The organism is Streptomyces lydicus (assembly GCF_004125265.1).
In the GTDB taxonomy this organism is placed as follows: domain Bacteria; phylum Actinomycetota; class Actinomycetes; order Streptomycetales; family Streptomycetaceae; genus Streptomyces; species Streptomyces lydicus_C.
In genome coordinates, this window is the sequence record NZ_RDTE01000003.1 from 6975958 (window position 1) to 6998725 (window position 22768).

A 22768-nucleotide genomic window follows, 5' to 3' on the forward strand; every position below is an offset into this window, starting at 1 on the left:
CCGGGCCAGCCCGCCGGGACCGAAGTGAGAGCACCGGGTCCTCCGCGCTCCCCACAGCCGCTCCCGCCGTTCCTCACACCGAGCTCCGCGCCACGGCGCCACGCGCCGCGCTCGCCACCAGACGCCCGGCCAGCGACGGCTCGGCGGCCCAGTGCACATGCAGATACGAGGCGTGCACCCCGCCGGAGACAAAGCCCTCCACCCGCCGCTCCGGGTGGGTCAGCCCCCATGCCGGGTCGGCGCCCGCGCCCGGCTCCAGCACCGTGCGGTGGAACTCGTGGCCGCGCACCCGGGTCCCGGCCGCTGCCAGCGCGTTGTCCCGCAGCGCCACCGCCTCGCGGTAGCCGAGGGTGAGCCGTTCGGTCATCCGGGACTCGGCGGGCAGCACCCCGCACATCGGCTTCCCGTCCAGTGACCGGGACAGGTAGAGCAGCCCGGCGCACTCGGCGGAGACCGGTGAACCGGACGCGGCCAGCGCGGCCACCGCCGCGCGCAGCGGCGCGTTCGCCGACAGGTCCGGTGCGTACATCTCGGGAAAGCCGCCGCCGATCACCAACCCCCGGGTTCCGGGCGGCAGCTGTTCGTCCCGCAGCGGGTCGAAGGCGGCCACCTCGGCGCCCGCGGCGGCCAGCAGCTCGGCGTGCTCGGCGTACGAGAAGGTGAACGCGGGACCGCCCGCGACCGCGATCAGCGGCTTCTGAGGGGAGGCGCCCCCCTCGGGCACGTCGGCCACGGCCAGCTCCGACGCCGGGTCCCACGGGGCGTCCGGCAGCTCGGGCACCGTACGCGCCAGCGCCAGCAGCGCCTCAAGATCGCAGCCCTCGCGGACCCGCGCGGCCAGCTCGGCCACCGACTCCACCGCCTCGGACCGCCGTTCGGCGACCGGCACCAGCCCCAGGTGACGCGACGGCGTACCGGCCCGCCCGTCCCGGCGCAGCGCGCCCAGCACCGGCACCCCGGAGGACTCCATCGCCTCCCGCAGCAGCTCCTCGTGGCGGTCCGAGCCGACCTTGTTGAGGATCACCCCGGCCAGCCGCACCTCCGGGTCCCAGGAGGCGAAGCCGTGCACCAGCGCCGCCACCGACCGCGACTGCGAGGAGGCGTCCACCACCAGCACCACCGGCGCCCGCAGCAGCTTCGCCACCTGCGCCGTCGAGGACAACTCGCCCATCCCGGACGCCCCGTCGAACAGCCCCATCACGCCCTCGACGAGCGCCAGATCGGCACCCGCCGCGCCGTGCAGGAACAGCGGCGCGATCCGGCCGGGCCCGCACAGATAGGCGTCCAGGTTGCGGCCGGGACGGCCGGTGGCCAGGGAGTGGTAGCCCGGATCGATGTAGTCCGGGCCCACCTTGTGCGGCGACACCACGAGCCCGGCCTCGGCGAACGCCGCCATCAGGCCCGTGGCCACCGTCGTCTTCCCCGCGCCCGAGGACGGCGCGGCGATCACCAGCCGGGGGATCGCACCGCCGCTCATGCCGCGCTCACCCGGCTCACCATTCGATCCCCCGCTGGCCCTTCTGGCCGGTGTCCATCGGGTGCTTGACCTTGGTCATGTCCGTCACCAGGTCGGCGAAGTCCAGCAGCGCCTCGGGGGCGTTCCGCCCGGTGATGACGACATGCTGGGTACCGGGACGGTCGCGCAGCGCCGACACCACCTCGTCGGTGTCGATCCAGCCCCACTTCAGCGGGTACGCGAACTCGTCGAGCACCAGCAGCTTGTAGGTCTCCGCGGCGAGATCCCGCTTGACCTGCTCCCAGCCCTCGCGCGCCGCCTCCTCGCTGGAGGCGATGTCGCGCTGGACCCAGGACCAGCCCTCGCCCATCTTGTGCCAGGCGACGGTGCCGCCCTCGCCGGACTCCCCGAGCACCTTCAGCGCCCGCTCCTCGCCGACCTTCCACTTCGCCGACTTCACGAACTGGAACACCCCGACCGGCCAGCCCTGGTTCCAGGCGCGCAGCGCCAGCCCGAAGGCCGCGGTGGACTTGCCCTTGCCCTGGCCGGTGTGGACGAACACCAGCGGGCGGTTGCGGCGCTGGCGGGTGGTGAGCCCGTCGTTCGGTACGACGGACGGCTGTCCCTGCGGCATTACGCGGCCTTCCTGTTGCCTTGTACGGTCCGTACGAGCGCGGAGACGCTGTCCGCGCGCAGTTCGTCGAGGGTGACCGCGGTGCCCTGCAGATCACGGGCCAGCTCGCCCGCGAGGCCCAGCCGCACCGGGCCCGCCTCGCAGTCCACGACCACCGAAGCGGTGCCCTCGGCGGCCAGCAGGCGGGCCGCGCGGGCGGCGCGCACGACGGGCTCCGGGCCGCCGGTCGCCCGGCCGTCGGTGACGACCACCAGCAGCGGCCGCCGCGAGGCATCCCGCATCCGCTCCACCCGCAGCACCTCATGGGCCCGCAGCAGCCCCTCCGACAGCGGCGTACGGCCGCCCGTCGGCAGCTGCTCCAGCCGCGCCGCGCCCGCCTCGACCGACGAGGTCGGGGGCAGCGCCAGCTCGGCGCCGGTGCCGCGGAAGGTGATCATGCCGATCTTGTCGCGCCGCTGGTAGGCGTCGAGCAGCAGCGAGAGCACCGCGCCCTTGACCGCGCTCATCCGCTTGCGCGCCGCCATCGAACCGGACGCGTCCACGACGAAGAGGACCAGATTGCCCTCCCGCCCCTCGCGTACCGCCTCGCGCAGATCGTCCCTGCGCACCACAAGACCCCGCCCGTGGCGCCCGCGGGCCCGCTGGTGCGGCGCCGCGGCCTGCACGGTCGCCGCCAGGTGCAGCTTGCCCAGGGCGCCGTGCGGGCGCCGTGCCCCGGTCGTCCGGCCGTGCGCGGTCCGGGCCCGCGACCTGCGGCCGTCCGCGCCCTCGCCCAGGCCAGGGACATCGAGGCGCCGGGTACGGAACGGCTCACCGGCGCCGACCGCGGCCTTCTCGCCGCCCGCGGCGGGAGCGCCCTCCTCGGACCGCTCCGGGGCCGCGGGCTGCTCCGCGGGCCGCTCGGGGCCCTCGGCGCTCTCCCGCTCCTGCTGGTGCGGGAGTTCGGGGCTCTGCGCCGGGGGCGCCTCCTGCGGACCGCCGTCCCCGCTGTCCCGCGGGGGCGCTCCGCCGCCGTCCGGACCGCCCCCGCCGGGGCCGCCGTCCGGGCCGTCCGGGTCCGGATCGTCCTCGCCGTCCGTGCCCTGGCCGTCCGTGTCCTCGTCCGCCCCGCCGAACTCCTCCAGCGTCTGGTCGAGCTTGTCCTGGTCCAGGCCGGGGGCGTCGAAGGGGTTACGGCGCCGGCGGTGCGGCAGCGCCAGCAGCGCCGCCTGCCGCACGTCCTCCTCCAGGACGTCCGTCCGGCCCGCCCATGCGGCCAGCGCGGTGGCGGTACGCGCCATCACGATGTCCGCGCGCATCCCGTCCACTTCGAACGCCGCGCAGGTCGCGGCGATCTGCCGGAGCGCCCCGTCGCCCAGCGTCACCCGCGGCAGCAGCTCCCTGGCGGCGGTGATCCGCCCGCGCAGCGCGTCCTCCTCGGCCGCCCAGCCCGCCGCGAAACCCGCCGGATCGGCGTCGTAGGCCAGCCGGCGCCGGACCACCGACACCCGCTCGTCGGGCTCCCTGGAGGCGGCCACCTCGACCGTGAGCCCGAAGCGGTCCAGCAACTGCGGCCGCAGTTCGCCCTCTTCGGGGTTCATGGTGCCGACGAGCAGGAAGCGGGCCGCGTGCCGGACCGAGACGCCCTCGCGCTCCACGTAGGAGGCGCCCATGGCGGCCGCGTCCAGCAGCAGGTCCACCAGGTGGTCGTGGAGGAGGTTGACCTCGTCGACATAGAGGATTCCCCGGTGGGCGTCGGCCAGCAGGCCCGGTTCGAAGGCCTTGACGCCCTCCGACAGGGCCCGCTCGATGTCCAGCGCGCCGACCAGCCGGTCCTCGGAGGCGCCGACGGGCAGTTCGACCATCCGCGTCGGGCGCTCCGCGGCGGCGGCACTCCCGTGCGGCCCGTCGGGGCAGCCGGGGTCGGGCGCGGCCGGGGCACAGGCGAAGCGGCAGCCGCTGACCACGTCCACCTGCGGCATCAGCGCCGACAGCGCTCGTACGGCGGTGCTCTTGGCGGTGCCCTTCTCCCCGCGGACCAGCACGCCGCCCACCGCGGGGCTCACCGCGTTCAGCAGCAGCGCCAGCCGCAGGTCGTCCATGCCGACCACCGCGGTGAAGGGGTACTGCGGGGTGGTGTGGTGAGCGGTTGTCATGCGGTGTCGTCCTCCGGGTCGTCGGGCGGCTGTGTCGTCTGCGTCGGTAGCGGTCCTCGGGTGCCTACCCTCATGGCGCCCCCGGAGGCACGAACGGCAGCCCCTCCGGGACTCCTTCCTCGATCAGCCGCAGCAGCGCGCCGGTGTCCGCGTGCTCCTCGATCAGATCGCCCAGCCGGTCCAGCTGCTCCTCGCGCAGGGCGGCGAAGGCGGTGTCGGGGGCCGGCACGAACGCCCGGCCCGCGTCCGCCGCGACGCGCCGCAGGAAGGCCCGCCGGAAGCCGTCGCTCTCCAGTGAGCCGTGCCAGTGCGTGCCCCATACCGAGCCGGCCCGGCACCCGTCCAGGCTCCGCCCCTGGCCGTCCGACATGAACGCCTCGTCCCCGCCGGTCACCTCGGCGAGCCCGTGGTGGATCTCGTAGCCCGTCACCGGCTCGCCCAGCGCCTGGCCGGCCGGCCGCGCCAGGGTCTTCTCCGCCGCGAACCGTACGCGCACGGGCAGCAGCCCCAGCCCGTCGACCGTGCCGGCCTTCGACTCCACGTCGTCCTCGATGCGTTCGCCCAGCATCTGGTAGCCGCCGCAGATGCCCAGCACCGGGCGGCCCTCGGCGGCCCGCCTCACGACCGCGTCCGCCAGCCCGCGCTCACGCAGCCACTGCAGCGCCCGGACCGTGCCCCGGGTCCCCGGCAGCACCACCAGGTCCGCGTCGGCCAGCTCCTCGGCCCGGTCCACGAACCGCACCACCACGCCCGGCTCCGCGGCCAGCGCGTCCACGTCCGTGAAGTTCGACATCAGCGGGACGGCACAGACCGCCACCCGCAGCACCTGGGCGCCGTGCGGCGGAGCGACCACGCTCTCGCGCACCGCGCCGCGCAGCGACACGTGCAGTCCGTCCTCCTCGTCGATGCCGAGGCCGTGCGAGAAGGGCAGCACGCCCAGCGTCCGCCGCCCGGTGAGGCCGCGCAGCATCTCCAAGCCCGGCTCCAGCAGCGTCACATCGCCGCGGAACTTGTTGACGAGGTACCCCGCGACCAGCGCCTGGTCCTCCTTGGACAGCAGCGCGGTGGTGCCGAAGAAGGAGGCGAACACCCCGCCGCGGTCGATGTCACCGACCACCACCACCGGGATCCGGGCGGCCCGCGCCAGCCCCATGTTCACCAGGTCGGTGCGCCGCAGATTGATCTCGGCCGGGCTGCCCGCGCCCTCGCAGATCACCGCGTCGTGGGTACGCCGCAGCTCCGCCAGGCAGTCGGTGACCGTGCCGAGCAACTGCTCCTGGCGGCCCTCGTGGTAGCCCCGGGCACTGAGCTCACCCACCGGCTTGCCCAGCAGCACCACCTGGCTGCTGCGGTCGCTGCCGGGCTTGAGCAGGACCGGGTTCATCAGCGCGGTCGGCTCCACCCGCGCCGCGGCGGCCTGCATCGCCTGGGCCCGTCCGATCTCCGCGCCCTCACGGGTGACGAACGAGTTCAGGGACATGTTCTGCGCCTTGAACGGCGCCACCCGCACGCCCTGCCGGGCCAGCCAGCGGCAGATGCCCGCCGTCACCACGCTCTTGCCGGCGTCGGACGTCGTACCGGCCACCAACAGGCCACCGCCGACGGCCCCGCCCGATGCCTTCAACCGCCCGTTCACCGGGTCCTCCTCATGCGCCGGGACTCCGGCTGTCGTGAGCCGTACGCGCCAGTGCCCGCACGGTCTTGCGCGATACCGCACCCGCGGCCGGCCGGGCGGCGGCCACCGGGGCCCGCCGCAGCGCCCCGGCCGCCAGCCGCGCCGCCACCGTCGTCGCCAGCGCGAGGACGCTCACCCGGCGCGAGAGCCGCACGGCCCGTTCGATGTCGGGCACCGCGACCGGCGGCGCCCCGCCGTTGAGCTGCGGCCGGTGCTCCACCCGCCCGCCGTAGGCCAGCGTGCCGCCGAGCCGTACGCCCAGCGCGCCCGCGAACGACGCCTCCACCGGGCCCGCGTTGGGGCTCGGATGGGCGCCGCCGTCCGCCCGCCAGGCCCGCAGCGCACCGCGCCGGTCGGGGCCCGCGAGCACGGTGAGGGCGGCGGTCAGCCGGGAGCCGGGCCAGCCGGCGAGGTCGTCGAGCCGGGCCGAGGCCCAGCCGAAGCGGCGGTGGCGCGGCGACTTGTGCCCCACCATCGCGTCCAGGGTGTTCACCGCACGGAACGCCACCAGGCCGGGCACCCCGCCCAGGGCGCCCCACACCAGGGCGCCCACCACGGCGTCCGAGGTGTTCTCGGCGACCGACTCCACCACCGCGCGGGCCATCTGGGACCCGTCCAGGGCCTGCGGATCGCGGCCGCACAGATGCGGCAGCCGCTCCCGCGCCACGTCCAGGTCACCCGCCGTCAGCGCACCGCCGACGGCCCGGGCCTCCCGGCCGAGCGAGGTGCCGCCCAGCACCGCCCAGACCGTCGCCGCGGTCAGCGCGATCCGGGCGCCGCCGCGCAGCGGAGCCGGGGCGGCGGCCCGTACGGCGCGCTCCAGCAGGGCCGCACCGGCGGCGGCACCGCCCGCACACAGCACGGCATGCGCCGCCCCGTATCCGCGGTGATCGCGCCACAGCCGGCGTTCGACGGCGCTCGCGGCCCGGCCGAAGGCGGCAACCGGATGGCCGCGCCGCGGGTCCGCCGCGATCAGGTCGCCGAGGAAGCCGAGGGCCGCGCCGCACGCATATCCCGCGTGTTCGCCGCGCACCGGTCAGACCGCCGCTGCGGCGTGTCCAACGGGCCCGGTGGCGGCGGGCAGTGGAGATCTCGAAGGGCGGCCGGGCATGGCGGTGTGTCCTCACTCAGGGTCCGCGCCCTGGCTCGACGTGACGGCGACAAGAGTCTCCTGGCTCCCGGATCGGCGAGTCCCCCGGCCTTCCAGTCGCTGCGTACGTCATCGGACGTACGCGAGGCGGACCGTGGCCTTCGCTGGAGGAACGCTCCCCGGTGACAGTGGCGGGACCGCGCCGGATTCGCACCGGACTTCCTCAGCTGTCGCCGAATGGCTCCGGCAGTCCACCACGCCCCGCGATGCCCGTCAACTCGCCCTTGACCTGCGACGCTGTCCTGTGACACGCGCTGTGGTGCACGCCACAGCGTGGCAGGAAGGTCACAGACGGTTGCCCCTGCCCCTGATCCCGCGTCACTATCTGGTGGTGCACGGTGGCGACGGGGCCGCCGGGAGGGGGCCGGGGGATGCCGCAGAGCGCTGACCGCCACGAGATCCGCCTCAGGATCACGGGCACCAACAATCCGGAGCAGGACACCGAAGACCTCAGGGCATGGCTGGAGCGCGAGCCGTGGCTGGAGGGGCACGGCCACGACTGGCTGCTCCGGCCCCGGCCGGCGAGCGGGGGCGACGACGGCCCCGGTGACATGGCCGCCGGCCTCGACGACCTGATCCTGGTCATCGTCGGCGCCGTCACCGGCGAGATCACCAAGAGTCTCACCATCGCCCTCCAGGAGTGGCTGCGCCGGCGCCGGGAGGACCGCGACACCGGCGAGCGGCCCGCCGTCGCGGTCGGGTCCGGTGACGGGGGCCTGCGCGCGCTCGGCGACACGGGCCCGGCCGCCACGGCCCCCGAACACCCCGATCCCGGCAGCCCGGCGGACGGGAGCGGCAGCACCCGCGGGGACTGAGCCGGATGTCCGAATACGACGCACGGGGCAAGGCCAACCGGGCGCTGCTGATCGGCGTCGACGACTACCGCACGCTGCCCCCGCTGCCCGCGGTGAGGGACAACGTCCACAAGCTGGAGCAGGCCCTGCTCGCCCCCGGCACCGATCTGTTCACCAAGGGCGAGATCGTCACCTGCCGGCCCCAGGAGCCCTGGGAGGTGGAACAGGCGCTGGACACCGTCGTCCAGGAGGCGCGCGGGCTGCTGCTGGTGTACTTCGCCGGCCACGGCCGGGTGGGCAGCGACGGCGGCAATCTGCACCTCATGGTCGGCGCCTCGGAACGGCGGCACAAGACCGTCTCCTGGCAGGACACCGTGCTGTCCTATCTGGACAGCGCACGGGCCGACCGCATCGTGATCGTCCTGGAGTGCTGTTACGCCGGCAACGCGAGCGAGGCCTTCCACTCCTGCCGCAACCCCACCTCGCTGCTGATGGCCGCGCAGCCCAACCGCCGGATCTTCAGCGGCGAGGAACCCACCGGGGGCAGCGTCTTCAACCGTGCCCTGGTCCGGATCCTGGAACGGGGCATCCCCGGCAGACGGTTCGTCACCTTCGAGGACCTGGTCAGGGCACTGCGGGAACAACTGGCCGGTGAACGGACCCCGATGGGCGACGTCTGGGAGCCGCGCTCGGCGAAGCAGAACACCGTCGACGACGTCATCCTGTCCTTCGCCACCCCCGAGGCCCGCCCGCCGACCCCGCTGCGGGTCCGCTTACGCCGCCGGCTGAAGCCGTCCTTCCGGCGCTGGACCGGACTCCTGCTGATCCTGGCGATGATCCTCGTACCGGCCGTCACCGGCGTCGTCCTGCTCCGGCTCCCGAACGACGACGGGGCACCCTGTCCGCCCGCCCTCGAACTGCGGCTGCTCACCGCCCCCGAGGCCGAACCCGCGCTGCGCCAGGCCGCCTTCGACTACGAGATGTCCGAGACCAACACCCGGCCCCTGACCGGTGAGGGCGACCTCCCCGACGGCTGCCGGCGCGCCCAGATCACCGTCTACTCCGCCGCCCGGGACCAGGTCGACCAGGGCTTCGCCGCCGCCGAGCGCTGGCAGGGCGAGGCCCTGGGGACCGGCAAGGCCCGCCCGGCCGACAAGGGCTTCGACCCCCTCAACCGGCCCGGACCGCAGCCCGACATCTGGATCCCCGAGTCCACCGCCGACTACGACGAGGCCCGCCGCGGCATGCCCGCCACGACTTCCCCGGCGACCCTCCACTACAGCGCCCCCGTCGCCTACACCCCGCTGGTCGTCGGCGTCCCGGAGAGCCGGCGGCTGGACGACGTCGAACCGGCCGACGCCTCCTGGCCGGAACTGCTCACCCAGACCGACGGCAGCCACCACGACCTCGCACTCCTGCGGCCCAGCCCGGTGCTGTCCGGCACCGGCCTGCTGCACACCCTCGGCCTCTACCTCGCCCACGACGGCCCGGCCGGCACCTCGGCCGGAGCACCCGACCTCACCCTCGCCCGGCAGGCCGAGGAGCGGCTGTCCGCCCCGGGCAGCCAGTACGCGGGCAGCACCGAACTGCTGTGTTCGCTGCGGCCCGACACCGGCACCGACGCGGCCGGCTCCGTCGACCGCGCGAGGTCCGCGCCCCTGGTGACGGAGAAGTCCCTCGCCGACTACAACCTCGGCCACGCCATCGGCAGTTGCCCGGCCCGCCCGTCCGCGCTCCCGTTCCGCGACCGCTACCTCGCCTACTACCCCCGAAGCGTCCCCGCGCTCGACCACCCCCTGGTCCGCGTCGACTGGCAGGGCGCCACCGACGCCACCGTGCGAAAGGCCGCCGTCGCGCGCTTCGCCGGCTGGCTGCGCGCCCCCGACGGCGGGCAGCGCACCCTCACCGCGCAGGGCTACCGCGGGGTGCGGGAGACGAGTCCCCCATCGGGCTCACCGCTGCGGGACAGCCGTGCGGACGTCGACCCCGTCGGACCGGTCGTGCCCTTCACCGCAGGACCGGAGCAGGTCTCCCAGGTGCTGGACGGCTACGACAAGGCACAGAAGTCCAGCCAGGTGCTGATCCTCATGGACACCTCCACCTCCATGGCGGAGGGCGGCAGGCTCCCGGTCGCCCTGAGCGCGGCCGGACGCGCCCTGGAGATGGCAGGACCGCGCCACACCTACGGCCTGTGGGCCTTCCCGGACCGCGCACACCCCGCCGACGCCGGCGCGGTGCGCGAGCTCGTCCGGCTGGGCAGCGCCGACCCGGCCCCGGGCAAGGCGGCGCTGGAGGGGATCGCCGGCGGCGAACTGGTCGAGCACGGCGCCGCGATGGAGGAGGCGCTGACCCGTGCCCTGCACACGATGAAGAAGTCCCCGGCCACCAACAAGGCCATCGTGCTCCTGCTCGACCAGGACGACGGTGCGGCCCGCCGCGCGGCGAGCGTGGAGCGCACGCTCGGCACGCTCCTGGAGGAGAAGCCCGACGTGCCCATCCTGGCGCTGGTGCTGGGCCCCTCCGGCTGTGACACCTTCGCCTTCCGGCAGCTGGCCGGCGCCTCGCACGGACAGTGCGTGCCCGCGGGACCGCAGGCCGTCGACACACTGGCCGGCCGGATCGCCTCCATCGGCACGGCCGCCAAGGGGGACCGATGACCGCTGTGCGCACCACCGCGCCCGCCGCCGCGCTGTGCCTGCTGCTGACGCTGGCGGTGAGCGGCTGCACTCCGGGGGAGCAGGACGTCCCGGAGAAGGGCGCTATCGTCTTCGCCACCGGCAGCGACCTCAGCAGCTCCGGCATCCGCCAGGACCTGATCCACGCCTGGGAGAAGGCGCACGGCCGCACGGTCCGGATCGTCGAACTCCCCGACACCGCCGACGGCCAGCGCAGCCAGCTGCTGGCCGCGGGCCAGTCCGGCAACGGCGGCTACGACGTGCTCAACCTCGATGTGGCCTGGACCGCGGAGTTCGCCGAGGCGGGCGTGATCCGCCCCTGGCCCGCGAGCCTGGACGGGGACTTCCTCGGCAGTGTGGCCAAGACCGTGGAGTACGACGGCAAGGTGTGGGGCGTGCCCTTCAACACCGATGCCGGGCTGCTCTACTACCGCAAGGACATCCTGGCCGCGTACCACCACGGCGCCCCGTCCACCTGGGACGAACTGAAGGACGTGGCGACCGAGGTGACCCGGGACTACAACCGGAAGGCGGCCCACGACGCCGCCGCCGGCGAGAAGAAGCGGCCCACGATGTACGGCATGGTCGCCCAGCTGCGGCCCTACGAGGGACTGACCGTCAACACCCTGGAGTCGGCCTGGGGCCACGGCGGCGACCCGGAGGCCACCAGCTTCACCAAGGGCGAGCAGGTCGGTGCGCTGCAACTGGGCGTCGCCGAGCTCAAGAACCGGCTCGATACGATCATGCCGCACGAGGCCACGGCCATGGACGAGACCGAGAGCCGCCGCTGGTTCGCCGACGGCCGCGCGCTGTTCATGCGCAACTGGCCGGTCGAGTACGCCTCGGTCGCCCACAAGCTCACGCCGGGCAAGGAGTTCGACGTCACCCAGCTGCCCGCCCGCCCCGGCGACGGCAAGCGGATGTCCGTGCTGGGCGGGCAGAACCTCGCGATCTCCGCGGGCAGCAAGCGGCCGGCCGGCGCGCGGTCCCTGATCGAGGCGCTGACCGGCGCGGGCAGCGAACGCTGTCTGCTGGAGCGGGGGTTCGCGGCCACCCGCAACTCGGCGTACCGCGACGGGCCCACGGCACCGCGCTGCCCGCTGCCGCCCCGCGACGCGGAGCGCGGCGGCCCGGGGGCGCCGGAGCCGCGCCCGGACCCCCGCACCCTGCACGAGGCGCTGCTGGCGGCCGAACCGCGCCCGCGCAGCGCCCACTACCAGACCTTCAGCAAGGTCGTGCAGCTCGGGGTGTCCGCCTTCCTCAACGGCCGCGGCGGCACGGCCATCGCCGACCGGCTGGCCCGGGAGGCCGATGACGCGCTCGGCGGACGGAGCACACCGACGACGAAGCGCCCGGCGGACGACGGCTGATGCCGTGGTCCGCCGGGCGCCTCGCGCCGTCCGGTGCCGCCTTCGACAGCGGTCAGGCGGCGACGATCAGATAGATGCCATAGGCCACCGCCGCCGCGCACAGGGCGAAGGCGGCCACCGCACCGGCCCGCGCCCCCGCACCCGGTGCGGCGACCGCGGCCGCGGCGCCTTCCGGCCGCGGCTTGGGGGAGGTACCGACGATGCCGACGGTGAACAGGCCCACGATCCCGACCGTGACCGCGAGGGTGACGCCGAAGACCTGGCCGAGAGCTGCCCAGTCGATGCTCATGGAGTTCCTTATCAGGATCAGGTGATGACAGCTAGCGGGAGACCGTCGCGGCCTTGGGGCGCGGGGCGGGTGTCGCGGGGGCGCCGGCGCCGGATGCCCGGGTGGGGAACACGGCCGCCTCCGGGGCGTCGGCCACGGGGGCGTCGGCCGGCCGGGCGTCCGTCACCTGGACGTCGGCCACCGGGACATCAGCCGCCGGGGCGTCGGCCGCCGGGACTCCGGTCGTCGCGGCCGGCTGGCCTGCCGGGGGAGGGGAGACGGTGCGCAGCGCGGCGGTCACCACGCCTGCCGGCTCGGCCGCCGGGCCTTCGTTGACATTGCTGTGGTCGATCGGCTTGCGCCGGGAGGCGGCCCAGATCGCGCCGCAGATACCGAGCGCGAGCACGGCCACCGCGGCCACACCCCAGTCGCCCTGCCCCGCGAGGAACGCGGCGCCCGCCGCGACCAGACCCGCGGCCGGCAGCGTCAGGCCCCAGGCCAGGACCATCCGGCCGGCCGTGGACCAGCGCACCACGCCGCCCTTGCGGCCCAGGCCCGAGCCCATCACGGAACCGGAGCAGACCTGGGTGGTGGAGAGCGCGAAGCCGAGGTGCGAGGAGGCCAGGATGGTGGCCGCCGCGCCGGTCTGGGCGGCGAAGCCCTGCGGCGGCTGGATGTCGGTGATGCCCTTGCCCATCGTGCGGATGATCCGCCAGCCGCCCAGGTACGTACCGAGCGCAATGGCCAGACCGGCCGAGGCGATGACCCACAGCGGCGGGTCGGCGTGCGGGGCGACCACACCGCCGGTGATCAGCGCGAGGGTGATCACACCCATCGTCTTCTGGGCGTCGTTGGTGCCGTGGGCGAGGGAGACCAGGGCGGCGGAGGCGATCTGCCCCGCGCGGTAGCCCTTGGCGGTGTCCGCCTCGTCGCGGTTGCGGGTCAGCCGGTAGGTGAGCCGGGTCGCCGCCATCGCGGCCAGGCCGGCCACGATCGGGGCGGCCACCGCCGGGATCAGGACCTTCATCACCACGGCCTCGCCGTGCACCCCGTGGGTGCCGACCGACACCAGGGTCGCGCCGATGAGACCGCCGAAGAGAGCGTGGGAGGAACTGGAGGGGAGCCCCGCGAGCCAGGTCAGCAGGTTCCAGACGATGGCGCCGACCAGGCCGGCGAAGATCACTTCAGGTCTGATGCCGGCGCTCTCGTCGATGATCCCGCCGGAGATGGTCTTGGCCACCTCCACGGACAGGAAGGCACCGACGAGGTTGAGCCCTGCCGACATCGCCACCGCGGTCTTGGGTCGCAACGCCCCGGTGGAGATGGTGGTGGCCATTGCGTTGGCCGTGTCGTGGAAGCCGTTCGTAAAGTCGAACACCAAGGCCGTGACGATCACGATCCCGATGAGAAGCGTGATGTGTTCCATTCACCCAGGCAATCAGTTCGAAGGTCAGTGTCGTTGGGACCGTACGGAGAGCGGGTGAACGGAAAGTGAACTGGGACGGGCGCGGTGATGACACCACCGCAGTGTTCACGCGGAGGAATCTCCCACGTCACTTCCGCCTCATCCGTTGGCGAACTCGATGAGTTGGAGCCGGCGAGCCGCCCCCACGTGGGCGTCGCGCACCGGCTCCCCGGCGACGTGAACGGAAAACCAACACAAGGTGACCCGTCTCCGGCAAATCCCCACCAGAGGGTCAGAAATCCCTATATGGCGGATGCCGGGCGGGCGGGCCCCGTCGTACTCTGCCCCGGCCCGCTCGTACGGTGTCGCGCACCGCAATCCGCCACTCGCCGCACCGCGCCGGAGGACCCATGAAGGACCACGCCGACCGCCTCGCCGAAGCCTGGGGCGAACTGGTCGCCACCGCCCGCAGAACCGTGACCGACCAACTGGTCGTCGGCACCTCGGGCAATGTCTCCTGCCGCCTCAGGGACCTGATCCTGGTCACCCCCAGCGGCGTCCCCTACGACCGGCTGGGGCCGGGCGACACCACCGCGGTCGACCTCGAAGGACGCCAGATCATCGGCACACTCCGGCCGACCAGCGAACTGCCGATGCACCTGGCGGTCTACCGCAGCACCACGGCCACCGCCGTCGTCCACACCCACGCCCCGTACGCCACCGCCGTCTCCACCCTCGTCACCGAACTCCCGCCGGTCCACTACATGACCGCGGCGCTCGGCGGCCCCGTGCGCGTCGCCCCCTATGCCCTCTACGGCAGCGACGAACTCGCCGCGAACATGCTGGCGGCGCTCCGCGACCGCACCGGCTGCCTGCTGCAGAACCACGGCACCCTCACCCACGGCGACGGCCTCGGCCAGGCGCTGGACCGCACCGCCCAGCTGGAGTGGATGTGCCGGGTCTGGCTGACCGCGAGCTCCGTACCGGGGCACACGCCGCACCTGCTGTCGGCCGCGCAGCTCGACGCGGCCGCCGCACAGCTGCGGGGCTACGGCCCGCAGGGCTGAGCGCCCGTAGCGGACGGCGGCCCGTCCCCCCGCCCGCCGTCCACCCGCTCACCGGCCGCCCCCCTGGTCACCCGCCCGGCACCGCCAAGTGGCCGCCCCCGCCGCCGCTGCGCACACTGAACAGGTGCGCCTGGTTACCGCGGCGGCCGTGGCCGCCACCACCGTGATCGGTGCCGGGGCGGCCGCCGTGGCGGTCGGCCGGTACGCCGGCGACATTGCCCTGAAACCGTCGCCCGACGACCCCTTCCCGGGCGACTCCCGCCTCACCGTGCACTCCGCCACCGAGAACCGCATCGCCCTCACCCGCAGCCTGGCGACCCTGCGGCCCGGCACCTACGGGCTCACCGGCTCCGGCTGCCACGCGGTGGTCGGCGATGTCGTCCACGGCGTACCGCACCCCGCCGACGCGGTCGTACGGCGCCTGGTGCGGGTCACCCACGGCACCCTCAAACCCGGCAACCGGATGCGGCTCACCCCGCAGGTGCACGTCGGCAACCCCCGTGACGCCCTCGGCCTGGACTGCGCCGACGTCGACGTCCCCGGTGAACTCGGCGCCCTGCCCGCGTGGTTCCTCCCCGGCGTGCGCGACACCTGGGTCATCACCGTCCACGGACTGGGCACCACCCGTGAACACCCCATGGTGGTGATGCCGTTCCTGCACCGTCACCGGCTGCCCGTCCTCGACCTGGCGTACCGCAACGACGTCGGCGCCCCGCGCACCGCCGACGGCCTGAGCCACCTCGGGGACACCGAATGGCGCGACCTCGACGCCGCGATCCGCTACGCGGTCCGGTACGGCGCCCAGGACATCGTCCTCTACGGCTGGTCCACCGGCGCGACCATGGCACTGCGCGCCGCCGCCCACTCCGCCCTGCGCGCCCGGATCAGCGGCCTGGTCCTGGACTCCCCGGTCCTCGACCGGGGCGCCACCATCCGGGCGCTGGCCGCCGCCCGCCGGGTCCCGCGCGTCCTGCTGCCGCTGGTCGTACGCGCCGCCGAGGGCGCCACCGGAATGCCCGTCGACCGGCCGGACTCCGTCGACCCGGACGGGCTGAACGTCCCCATCCTGCTCTTCCACGGCCCCGACGACCTGATCGCCCCCTGGTCGGCCTCCCGTTCCCTGGCCGCCCGCCGTGCCGATCTGGTCACCCTTCAGCCGGTCCCGCACGCACCGCACGCCGCGATGTGGAACGCCGACCCGACGGGCTGTGAAGAGGCACTGCGGCGCTTCCTCACCCCGCTCATGTGACACCCGTCCGCCGGTCCGCCGTCCCGCCGGGAGCCGGCGCCCGATGACGCCCGGGCATACGGGGCGACAACACCCCCCCATCAGGGACGGGCCGGCCGGATGACATGGCCCCGGCAGGTCGCAGGCAGGGTTCCGATTGGGCTTTCGGGCCGACAGCGGCAACACTGCTCCTGTGACGTCCCGTACCCCGCGCGACTCCCGGCTCCGCATCGTCCCCCGTCAACCGGTTGCGGCCGCCCGCCGGGCGGTGACAACCCGGACCAAGCGTCCGGCGCCCCGCCCGCCCGAGGGCACGCCGCCGCCCGCGGAACTGGCCCGGCAGGCCCGGACCGTGCTGGCCGGCGCCGCCCGCCTCGCCCGCTGGGCCGACGGCGCCGCGCTGCGCGCAGGCCCGGACGGGACGCTGCCGAAGGCCGCGGCACAACGCGCCGCCGAGGCCCTGAGCCTGACGCCGCAGCAGGTCCGCACCGACTGGGACCGGGCCCGGCTTGCCGGTCTGGTCGAGCTCCACGACGGCCTCGCCCGCGCCGGCTGGCGGCTGCGCGCCTGGGACCGCGACGACACCGCCGTACTGCGCGGCTGGGTCGCCCTCTTCGACGCCTGGTCACTGGCCCGTCCCGCGCCGGCCACCGCCGGCCCCGCGATAGTCGCCGAAGTCGTCGAGGCGCTGCCGCAGTTGCTGTCCCTGCTGTACCTGTCGGCCGGCCCCGTCCGGCTGTCGGCGCTGCTCGACATGCTGGACCAGCGCGTCGCCGAGCTGCGCACGGAGCGCTGCGAGGTCCCCTACGGCCAGGACCCGTCCCCGGGCAGCGCCGACCATGCCGCCCCGGCGGCCGACGACGCCGCGGGGGCGTCGCTGGCCGAGCTGCTGGGCTGGGCACTGGACGCCCTGCTGACGGTCGGCGCGCTGGTGGCGCCGGACGGTGCGCACGACGGCGTCCACGAGGCCTTCCACGACGCGTCCGAGGCCCAGCTCACACCGCTCGGCAACTGGTCGGTGTGGGTCAAGCTGGAGCAGATCTGCGTCGCGGCCCAGAGCCCGGCCGGCCATATCGAGCAGTCCGCGGAGGCGATGCTGCGCGGCTGCGCCCGGCTCACCCCCGGCCCGGCCCGCGCCGAGTACCGCGCCTGGCTCGCCGCCCGCTCGGTCGGCGCGGCCGTCGAGGAACTGCTGACCGTGGCCCGCGGCGAGGACGCCCTGCTGCGCGGCCTGGCCTTCGAGGCGCTGCGGGCGGTCGGCGCCCCCGCCGAGGCCGCCGTACGCGCCGCGGCCGACGAACCGGCCCTGCGGCCGTACGCCCTGCTGTGGCTGGTCGAGCACGAGGGCGGCGACCCGGAGACCGCCCCCGATGTCCTCACCCGCGAGGAGTCCACCTGGCTGTGGGTGGACACCGCGGCGGCCGTCGCCGACCACGGCGAGACCCAACTGCTGGTGCGCCACCTCGACTCGGCGGTCCAGGGCTCGGTCCCCCGCCTCCTGGAGGAGGTACGCGCCATCGGCCACCCCCGCACCGTCCAGGTCCTGGTGGCCCTCGCCGCCGCCCACCCCGACCCGGCCCTCGCAAAGGCGGTACGGCGCGCGGCGTTCCAAGTCCACACGGGTGGGGTTTGATTCCCACGTTTTTGTCTTTCCCGCCGTGGGGGTTGCTCGCCGTTTTTCGCCCGCTGCGCGGTGCGCTCGCCGTTTCGCCTGGCGGCGGGCCGGTCCGCTGCGCGGGGCTGTGGGTGCGGTGACAGGCCTCCGGGGCCTGGTGTGTGGACTGCTTCGCTTTACGTCCCCACACCAGGCCCCTCCGGCCCGTCCCCTCCCGTGGGGGAGTAAGTGAAAGGTGGGTGGGGGCTGGCCACGGTCGTCGCCGTGCGACCCCTACTGGTCATCCAGGGTGGCCCGCTTTTCATGTGATCGCCAGGCGCGCCGAACCAGCCACGTTCACCCCCACCGGCCTTTTCCCACCCCTCAACGGGAGGGGACGGGCCGGAGCGGGTGGGTGTCCGGACGTAAAGCGAAGCAGTCCGGACACCCACCCGCGGAGGTCCGTCACCGCACCCCGACAGCCCCGCGCAGCGGACCCGCCCGCCGCAGGCGCAACGGCGAGAAAGCCAAACATGAGCCGAGGCAAAGCGCAGCGGACCGGCGAGCGCACCGCGCAGCGGGCGAAAAACGGCGAGCACCCCCCACGGCGGGCCAGCCGAAAACGTGGGAGGCAAACCATTTGCATGGGGCCGTTAGACTGCCTCCCATGGCAGTTCTCCCTTGGGTTCATTAGACGGCGTAGCCCGCTTTCGGACCGTCCGTCCAATCCGCCGTCTTCCTGCCCTGGAGTTTTTCCGTGATCACCGCCTCCGGCCTCGAGCTGCGCGCCGGCGCCCGCATCCTCATCGAGTCCGCTTCCTTCCGTATCGCCAAGGGCGACCGCATCGGCCTGGTCGGCCGTAACGGCGCCGGCAAGACCACCCTCACCAAGGTGCTGGCGGGCGAGGGCATCCCCGCCTCCGGCTCGGTCACCCGCGCCGGCGACGTCGGCTATCTGCCGCAGGACCCGCGCACCGGTGACCTCGACGTGCTGGCCCGTGACCGCATCCTGTCCGCCCGTGACCTCGACAGCGTGCTGCGCAAGATGCGCGAGAACGAGGACCGGATGGCCAACGGCAAGGGCGCCACCCGCGAAAAGGCGATGCGGAAGTACGAGCGCCTGGAGACCGAGTTCCTGACCAAGGGCGGGTACGCCGCCGAGGCGGAGGCCGCGACCATCGCCGCCAGCCTCGGTCTGCCCGACCGCATCCTCGGCCAGCCGCTGCACACCCTCTCCGGTGGTCAGCGCCGCCGCGTCGAGCTGGCCCGGATCCTGTTCTCGGACTCCGACACCCTGCTGCTCGACGAGCCGACCAACCACCTCGACGCCGACTCCATCGTCTGGCTGCGGGACTACCTCAAGACCTACCGCGGCGGTTTCATCGTGATCTCCCACGATGTCGACTTGGTCGAGACCGTGGTCAACAAGGTCTTCTACCTCGACGCCAACCGCTCGCAGATCGACATCTACAACATGGGCTGGAAGCTCTACCAGCAGCAGCGCGAGGCCGACGAGAAGCGCCGCAAGCGCGAGCGCGCGAACGCCGAGAAGAAGGCCGCGGCGCTCAACACCCAGGCCGACAAGATGCGGGCCAAGGCCACCAAGACCGTCGCCGCCCAGAACATGGCCAAGCGCGCCGACAAGCTGCTCGCCGGCCTGGAGCAGGTGCGCGCCGCCGACAAGGTCGCCAAGCTGCGCTTCCCGGACCCGGCGCCGTGCGGCAAGACCCCGCTCACCGCCGAGGGCCTGTCGAAGTCCTACGGCTCCCTGGAGATCTTCACCGATGTCGACCTGGCCATCGACAAGGGCTCCCGGGTCGTCATCCTCGGTCTGAACGGTGCCGGCAAGACCACCCTGCTGCGGCTGCTGGCCGGCGTCGAGACTCCGGACACCGGCGAGGTCCGCCCCGGGCACGGCCTCAAGCTCGGCTACTACGCCCAGGAGCACGAGACCCTGGACCCGGACCGCACGGTCCTGGAGAACATGCGCTCGGCCGCCCCGGACATGGACCTGGTCGCCATCCGCAAGACGCTGGGTTCCTTCCTCTTCTCCGGGGACGACGTCGACAAGCCCGCCGGGGTGCTCTCCGGCGGCGAGAAGACCCGGCTCGCCCTGGCGACGCTGGTCGTCTCCTCGGCCAATGTGCTGCTGCTCGACGAGCCCACCAACAACCTCGACCCGGCCAGCCGCGAGGAGATCCTGGGCGCGCTGCACACCTTCACGGGCGCGGTGGTCCTGGTGTCGCACGACGAGGGAGCGGTGGACGCGCTGGAGCCCGAGCGCATCATCCTGCTGCCCGACGGCGTCGAGGACCTGTGGGGCCAGGACTACGCGGACCTGGTCGCGCTGGCCTGATCACGGCGTATGGATCATGCCGTATGGATCATTCGGCCGATGTGTGATCCATCATCTGAGTGAGAACGGCTCGTACACCGGCGAGTCTGCGGCATCCGGCCGGGTCCTTGGGGCCCGGCCGTCACCATTTCGTCGGCATACCGCCTGACCTGCCCCTTCTCGCGCAAAGCCGGGGACGGGCGGCTGTCCACAGAGGCGGAATATGGCATTCCGGGCCGCCTGGGCGTCCGCCGGACGGCAAAGGATGTCGTACTGACCCTGCGGAATGGGTGGCCAGGAAGCCGGGGAGGGGTGATCATGAGAGTCCAGAGCGCACTTCCCACGAGGAGGCACGGGTGGCCGAGACTCTGAAGAAGGGCAGCCGGGTAACCGGCGCCGCGCGCGAGAAGCTCGCGGCAGACCTGAAGAAGAAGTACGACTCCGGTGCGAGCATCCGGGCGCTGGCCGAGGAAACCGGCCGCTCCTACGGATTCGTGCACCGGATGCTCAGCGAATCCGGTGTGGTCCTGCGCGGTCGAGGCGGAGCCACAAGGGGCAAGAAGGCCGCATCGGCCTGACGGCTGCGACTCCGGGTGCGACGGTGTCCCCCCGGTCGACCGAGCAGTCGACCGGGAGGTTACCGTTCAGTCACTTACGCACGCAGGTGCGGACGGCTGACTCGGAGGCGCTGATGACTCTGCTCGACAAGGACGGTGTACGGCTCACCGTTGACGGTGCGATCGCCACGGTGACCCTCGCCAACGCAGCGAAGCGCAATGCGCAGTCGCCGGCCATGTGGCGGGCGCTCGCCGAGGCGGGTTCCCTGCTGCCGGGAAACGTGCGGGTCGCGGTGCTCCGTGGTGAGGGCCAGTCCTTCTCCGCGGGCCTCGACCGTCAGGCGTTCACGCCCGAAGGCTTCGACGGCGAGCCGTCGTTCATCGATCTTGCCCGCGGCACGGACAGCGAGCTGGACGCCACGATCGCCGAATACCAGGAAGCGTTCACCTGGTGGCGGCGCAACGACCTGGTGTCCATCGCCGCCGTGCAGGGCCATGCCATCGGCGCGGGCTTCCAGCTCGCCCTGGCCTGCGATCTGCGGGTGGTCGCGCCCGACGTCCAGTTCGCCATGCGTGAGACCAGCCTGGGACTCGTACCGGACCTGACCGGTACCCACCCCCTGGTCGGACTGGTGGGCTACGCCCGGGCGCTGGAGATCTGCGCCACGGGCCGCTTCGTGCATGCCGAGGAAGCCGAGCGGATCGGCCTCGCCAACCTCGTGGTGCCCGCCGACGAACTCGATGCCACGGTGACCGACCTGGCCGCCGCGCTCACCGCCCCGCCGCGGGACGCCGTCATCGAGACCAAGGCCCTGCTGGCCGGCGCCGCGGGCCGTACGTACGAGGAGCAGCGCACCGCCGAACGCGCCGCCCAGGCACGCCGGCTGCGCGACCTCGCGGGCGTGGGGGAGTAGCCCCCGCTGTTCTTCGTCATCGACGGGCGTCCCTTCCGGCCGGGGCGTCCGTCAGCTCCGTTCCGACGGCGGTGACCAGCACGGCAACCGTCGACGGCGCCGCCGGTGCGGCGGCCACCGCCCGCCGTACGGCACTGGAGACGTCCAGGGCCCGGTAGCCGGGCGCGGTCGCCAGCTGGATCAGTACATGGCCGTCGGTGTACCGCACCGCTCGGGACGCCCCGCCGAGCACCGGTGCCAGCCGGGCCACCCCCGGTACGCCCCGCGCGACGGCGGTGGGCCCTGCCGGGCCCTCCTGTGTCGCACCGCTCCTTTCCTCCGCCGAGGGCGTGGCAGGCGGCCCCTGGGTACGGTCGGCGGGCGGCGGGGACGGTGCCTCGTCCTCGTCCAGCAGCTCGCTGACCTGCAGATCCACCACGCCCACCACCAGCCCCAGCTCCCGGACCGAGGCCTCCAGCAGCGCGGTGCGCACCTGGTCGGCGACGGTGGGCAGCGGCCGGCCGGCGACCGCGGCGAAATCCGCCTCGATCCGCAGCGGGCCGGGCGGCAGCGCGCTCGGCGGGGCCGGCACCGCGGGCTGCGGGGCCCGGTCCGGGTCGGCGACGGACAGCCGCAGCGAGCCGAGGTGCACCCCGGCCGGCGTCCCCGCGGCCGCCCGCAACGCCCCGGTGGCCGCCTGCTCGGTGATCCATGATCCGTCCGCGGGACCGCCGAGCGGCAGCACCCGGCCGATCCCGAGCTGTACCCGCACCGCCTGCGCCCACTGGTTCGCGGCCACCGCGTCACCCCTTTCCCGGCGGTCCCCGGACCCGTTCCGGACACCTCCCGCACCACGTCACCAGCCTGCCGCAGACCGGCCCCCGCGGCCCGTACGGCAGGGCGGTGTGCCGGGCGTCGCCGTGCGGAGCACTCCGCTGCCACGTCCCCGGAGCGGCCCGGGGGATGCGGACCTACTGTGGGCAACGGAGCGGGCGGACCGCTTCTCCTCGCGGAAGCGGACCGCTTCTCCTCGCGGAAAGGGACGACGGCGATGAGCGAGAGCCAGCAGCATGCGGAGGGGCCCCGGACTCCTGCCAAGCGGGGTGGCGGCGACCCCGCGACCCGTGGGCGGACCACCATCGCCGACGGTGTGGTCGAGAAGATCGCCGGTCTGGCGGCCCGGGACGTCCTCGGCGTGCATGCCATGGGCAGCAGTTTCGCCCGTACGGTCGGCGCCGTACGCGACCGGGTGCCCGGCGGCGGCAGATCCGCCACCGCGACCCGGGGGGTCAAGGCCGAGGTCGGCGAGGTGCAGACCGCGCTGGACCTGGAGATCGTGGTCGACTACGGCGTTGCCATCGCCGATGTCGCGCGCTCCGTCCGGGAGAACGTCATCTCCGCCGTGGAGCGGATGACGGGCCTGGAGGTCGTCGAGGTCAATATCGCGGTCAGCGACGTCAAGCTGCCCGACGAGGAAGACGAAGAGGGGGGACCGGAGCAGCGGCTCCAATAGCCGGGCCCGTCCGGAGGGG

At 73.9% G+C, this 22768-nt stretch carries 18 protein-coding genes and 1 riboswitch; of the genes, 10 read left to right on the forward strand and 8 right to left on the reverse strand.

Going from position 1 to position 22768, the window contains the following annotated elements; translation table 11 throughout:
• Window positions 1-73: 73 nt before the first annotated feature.
• The 5 genes from D9V36_RS33200 to D9V36_RS33220 form a co-directional block, all read right to left on the reverse strand.
• Entirely contained in the window at window positions 74-1477 is a 1404-nt protein-coding gene (locus D9V36_RS33200; protein WP_129297016.1) for a cobyrinate a,c-diamide synthase, read from the reverse strand.
• A 16-nt stretch (window positions 1478-1493) separates the two neighbouring features.
• Complete coding sequence (gene cobO, locus D9V36_RS33205; protein WP_129297017.1) at window positions 1494-2090, reverse strand: cob(I)yrinic acid a,c-diamide adenosyltransferase; 597 nt, start codon at window positions 2088-2090, stop codon at window positions 1494-1496.
• Entirely contained in the window at window positions 2090-4225 is a 2136-nt protein-coding gene (locus D9V36_RS33210) for a putative cobaltochelatase (protein WP_129297018.1), read from the reverse strand. The genes cobO and D9V36_RS33210 overlap by 1 nt, the downstream gene beginning before the upstream one ends.
• Before the next feature lie 70 nt (window positions 4226-4295).
• Window positions 4296-5861 carry a cobyric acid synthase gene (locus D9V36_RS33215; RefSeq protein WP_129297019.1) on the reverse strand — a complete coding sequence of 522 codons (1566 nt, stop codon included), beginning with the start codon at window positions 5859-5861 and terminating at the stop codon, window positions 4296-4298.
• Between the two features lie 10 nt (window positions 5862-5871).
• Window positions 5872-6933 (reverse strand): cobalamin biosynthesis protein, encoded by a 1062-nt coding sequence (locus D9V36_RS33220; RefSeq protein WP_241721132.1) that lies wholly within the window; start codon window positions 6931-6933, stop codon window positions 5872-5874.
• A gap of 131 nt (window positions 6934-7064) precedes the next feature.
• Window positions 7065-7215, reverse strand: a riboswitch (cobalamin riboswitch).
• Window positions 7216-7421: 206 nt separating this feature from the next.
• Between D9V36_RS33220 and D9V36_RS33225 the strand changes: the two genes are divergently transcribed.
• From D9V36_RS33225 to D9V36_RS33235, 3 genes are read left to right on the forward strand one after another with little or no spacing between them, the layout of a single operon-like run.
• On the forward strand, window positions 7422-7865 hold the full coding sequence (locus tag D9V36_RS33225; protein ID WP_129297020.1) for an effector-associated constant component EACC1: 444 nt from the start codon (window positions 7422-7424) through the stop codon (window positions 7863-7865).
• Between the two features lie 5 nt (window positions 7866-7870).
• Window positions 7871-10501 (forward strand): vWA domain-containing protein, encoded by a 2631-nt coding sequence (locus D9V36_RS33230; RefSeq protein WP_129297021.1) that lies wholly within the window; start codon window positions 7871-7873, stop codon window positions 10499-10501.
• The gene (locus tag D9V36_RS33235; RefSeq protein ID WP_129297022.1) at window positions 10498-11889 is read left to right on the forward strand and encodes an extracellular solute-binding protein; all 1392 of its coding nucleotides are present in this window, start codon (window positions 10498-10500) and stop codon (window positions 11887-11889) included. Before D9V36_RS33230 ends, D9V36_RS33235 begins: the two co-directional genes overlap by 4 nt.
• 52 nt (window positions 11890-11941) lie before the next feature.
• Here the strand turns inward: D9V36_RS33235 and D9V36_RS33240 are convergent, their stop codons facing one another.
• Window positions 11942-12178, reverse strand: coding sequence for a hypothetical protein (locus D9V36_RS33240; protein WP_129297023.1), 237 nt, complete (start codon window positions 12176-12178; stop codon window positions 11942-11944).
• 31 nt (window positions 12179-12209) lie between these two features.
• On the reverse strand, window positions 12210-13583 hold the full coding sequence (locus D9V36_RS33245; RefSeq protein ID WP_129297024.1) for an inorganic phosphate transporter: 1374 nt from the start codon (window positions 13581-13583) through the stop codon (window positions 12210-12212).
• A gap of 389 nt (window positions 13584-13972) precedes the next feature.
• Here D9V36_RS33245 and D9V36_RS33250 point away from each other — a divergent pair, with 389 nt between their 5' ends.
• The 6 genes from D9V36_RS33250 (at window position 13973) to D9V36_RS33275 (ending at window position 21257) form a co-directional block, all read left to right on the forward strand.
• Window positions 13973-14629, forward strand: a complete 657-nt coding sequence (locus D9V36_RS33250) for a class II aldolase/adducin family protein (protein ID WP_129297025.1) — start codon at window positions 13973-13975, stop codon at window positions 14627-14629.
• A gap of 124 nt (window positions 14630-14753) precedes the next feature.
• Complete coding sequence (locus tag D9V36_RS33255; protein ID WP_129297026.1) at window positions 14754-15878, forward strand: alpha/beta hydrolase; 1125 nt, start codon at window positions 14754-14756, stop codon at window positions 15876-15878.
• 172 nt (window positions 15879-16050) lie between these two features.
• Entirely contained in the window at window positions 16051-17490 is a 1440-nt protein-coding gene (locus D9V36_RS33260; protein WP_129297027.1) for a hypothetical protein, read from the forward strand.
• Between the two features lie 718 nt (window positions 17491-18208).
• The gene (locus D9V36_RS33265; protein WP_129297028.1) at window positions 18209-19807 is read left to right on the forward strand and encodes an ABC-F family ATP-binding cassette domain-containing protein; all 1599 of its coding nucleotides are present in this window, start codon (window positions 18209-18211) and stop codon (window positions 19805-19807) included.
• A gap of 335 nt (window positions 19808-20142) precedes the next feature.
• Entirely contained in the window at window positions 20143-20364 is a 222-nt protein-coding gene (locus D9V36_RS33270) for a helix-turn-helix domain-containing protein (RefSeq protein ID WP_006606369.1), read from the forward strand.
• Window positions 20365-20477: 113 nt separating this feature from the next.
• Window positions 20478-21257 carry an enoyl-CoA hydratase/isomerase family protein gene (locus D9V36_RS33275; RefSeq protein WP_129297029.1) on the forward strand — a complete coding sequence of 260 codons (780 nt, stop codon included), beginning with the start codon at window positions 20478-20480 and terminating at the stop codon, window positions 21255-21257.
• A gap of 16 nt (window positions 21258-21273) precedes the next feature.
• Here D9V36_RS33275 and D9V36_RS33280 read toward each other — a convergent pair whose 3' ends face one another.
• Entirely contained in the window at window positions 21274-22035 is a 762-nt protein-coding gene (locus tag D9V36_RS33280; protein WP_129297030.1) for a hypothetical protein, read from the reverse strand.
• 252 nt (window positions 22036-22287) lie between these two features.
• Between D9V36_RS33280 and D9V36_RS33285 the strand changes: the two genes are divergently transcribed.
• Complete coding sequence (locus tag D9V36_RS33285; protein WP_129297031.1) at window positions 22288-22749, forward strand: Asp23/Gls24 family envelope stress response protein; 462 nt, start codon at window positions 22288-22290, stop codon at window positions 22747-22749.
• Window positions 22750-22768 lie beyond the last annotated feature (19 nt).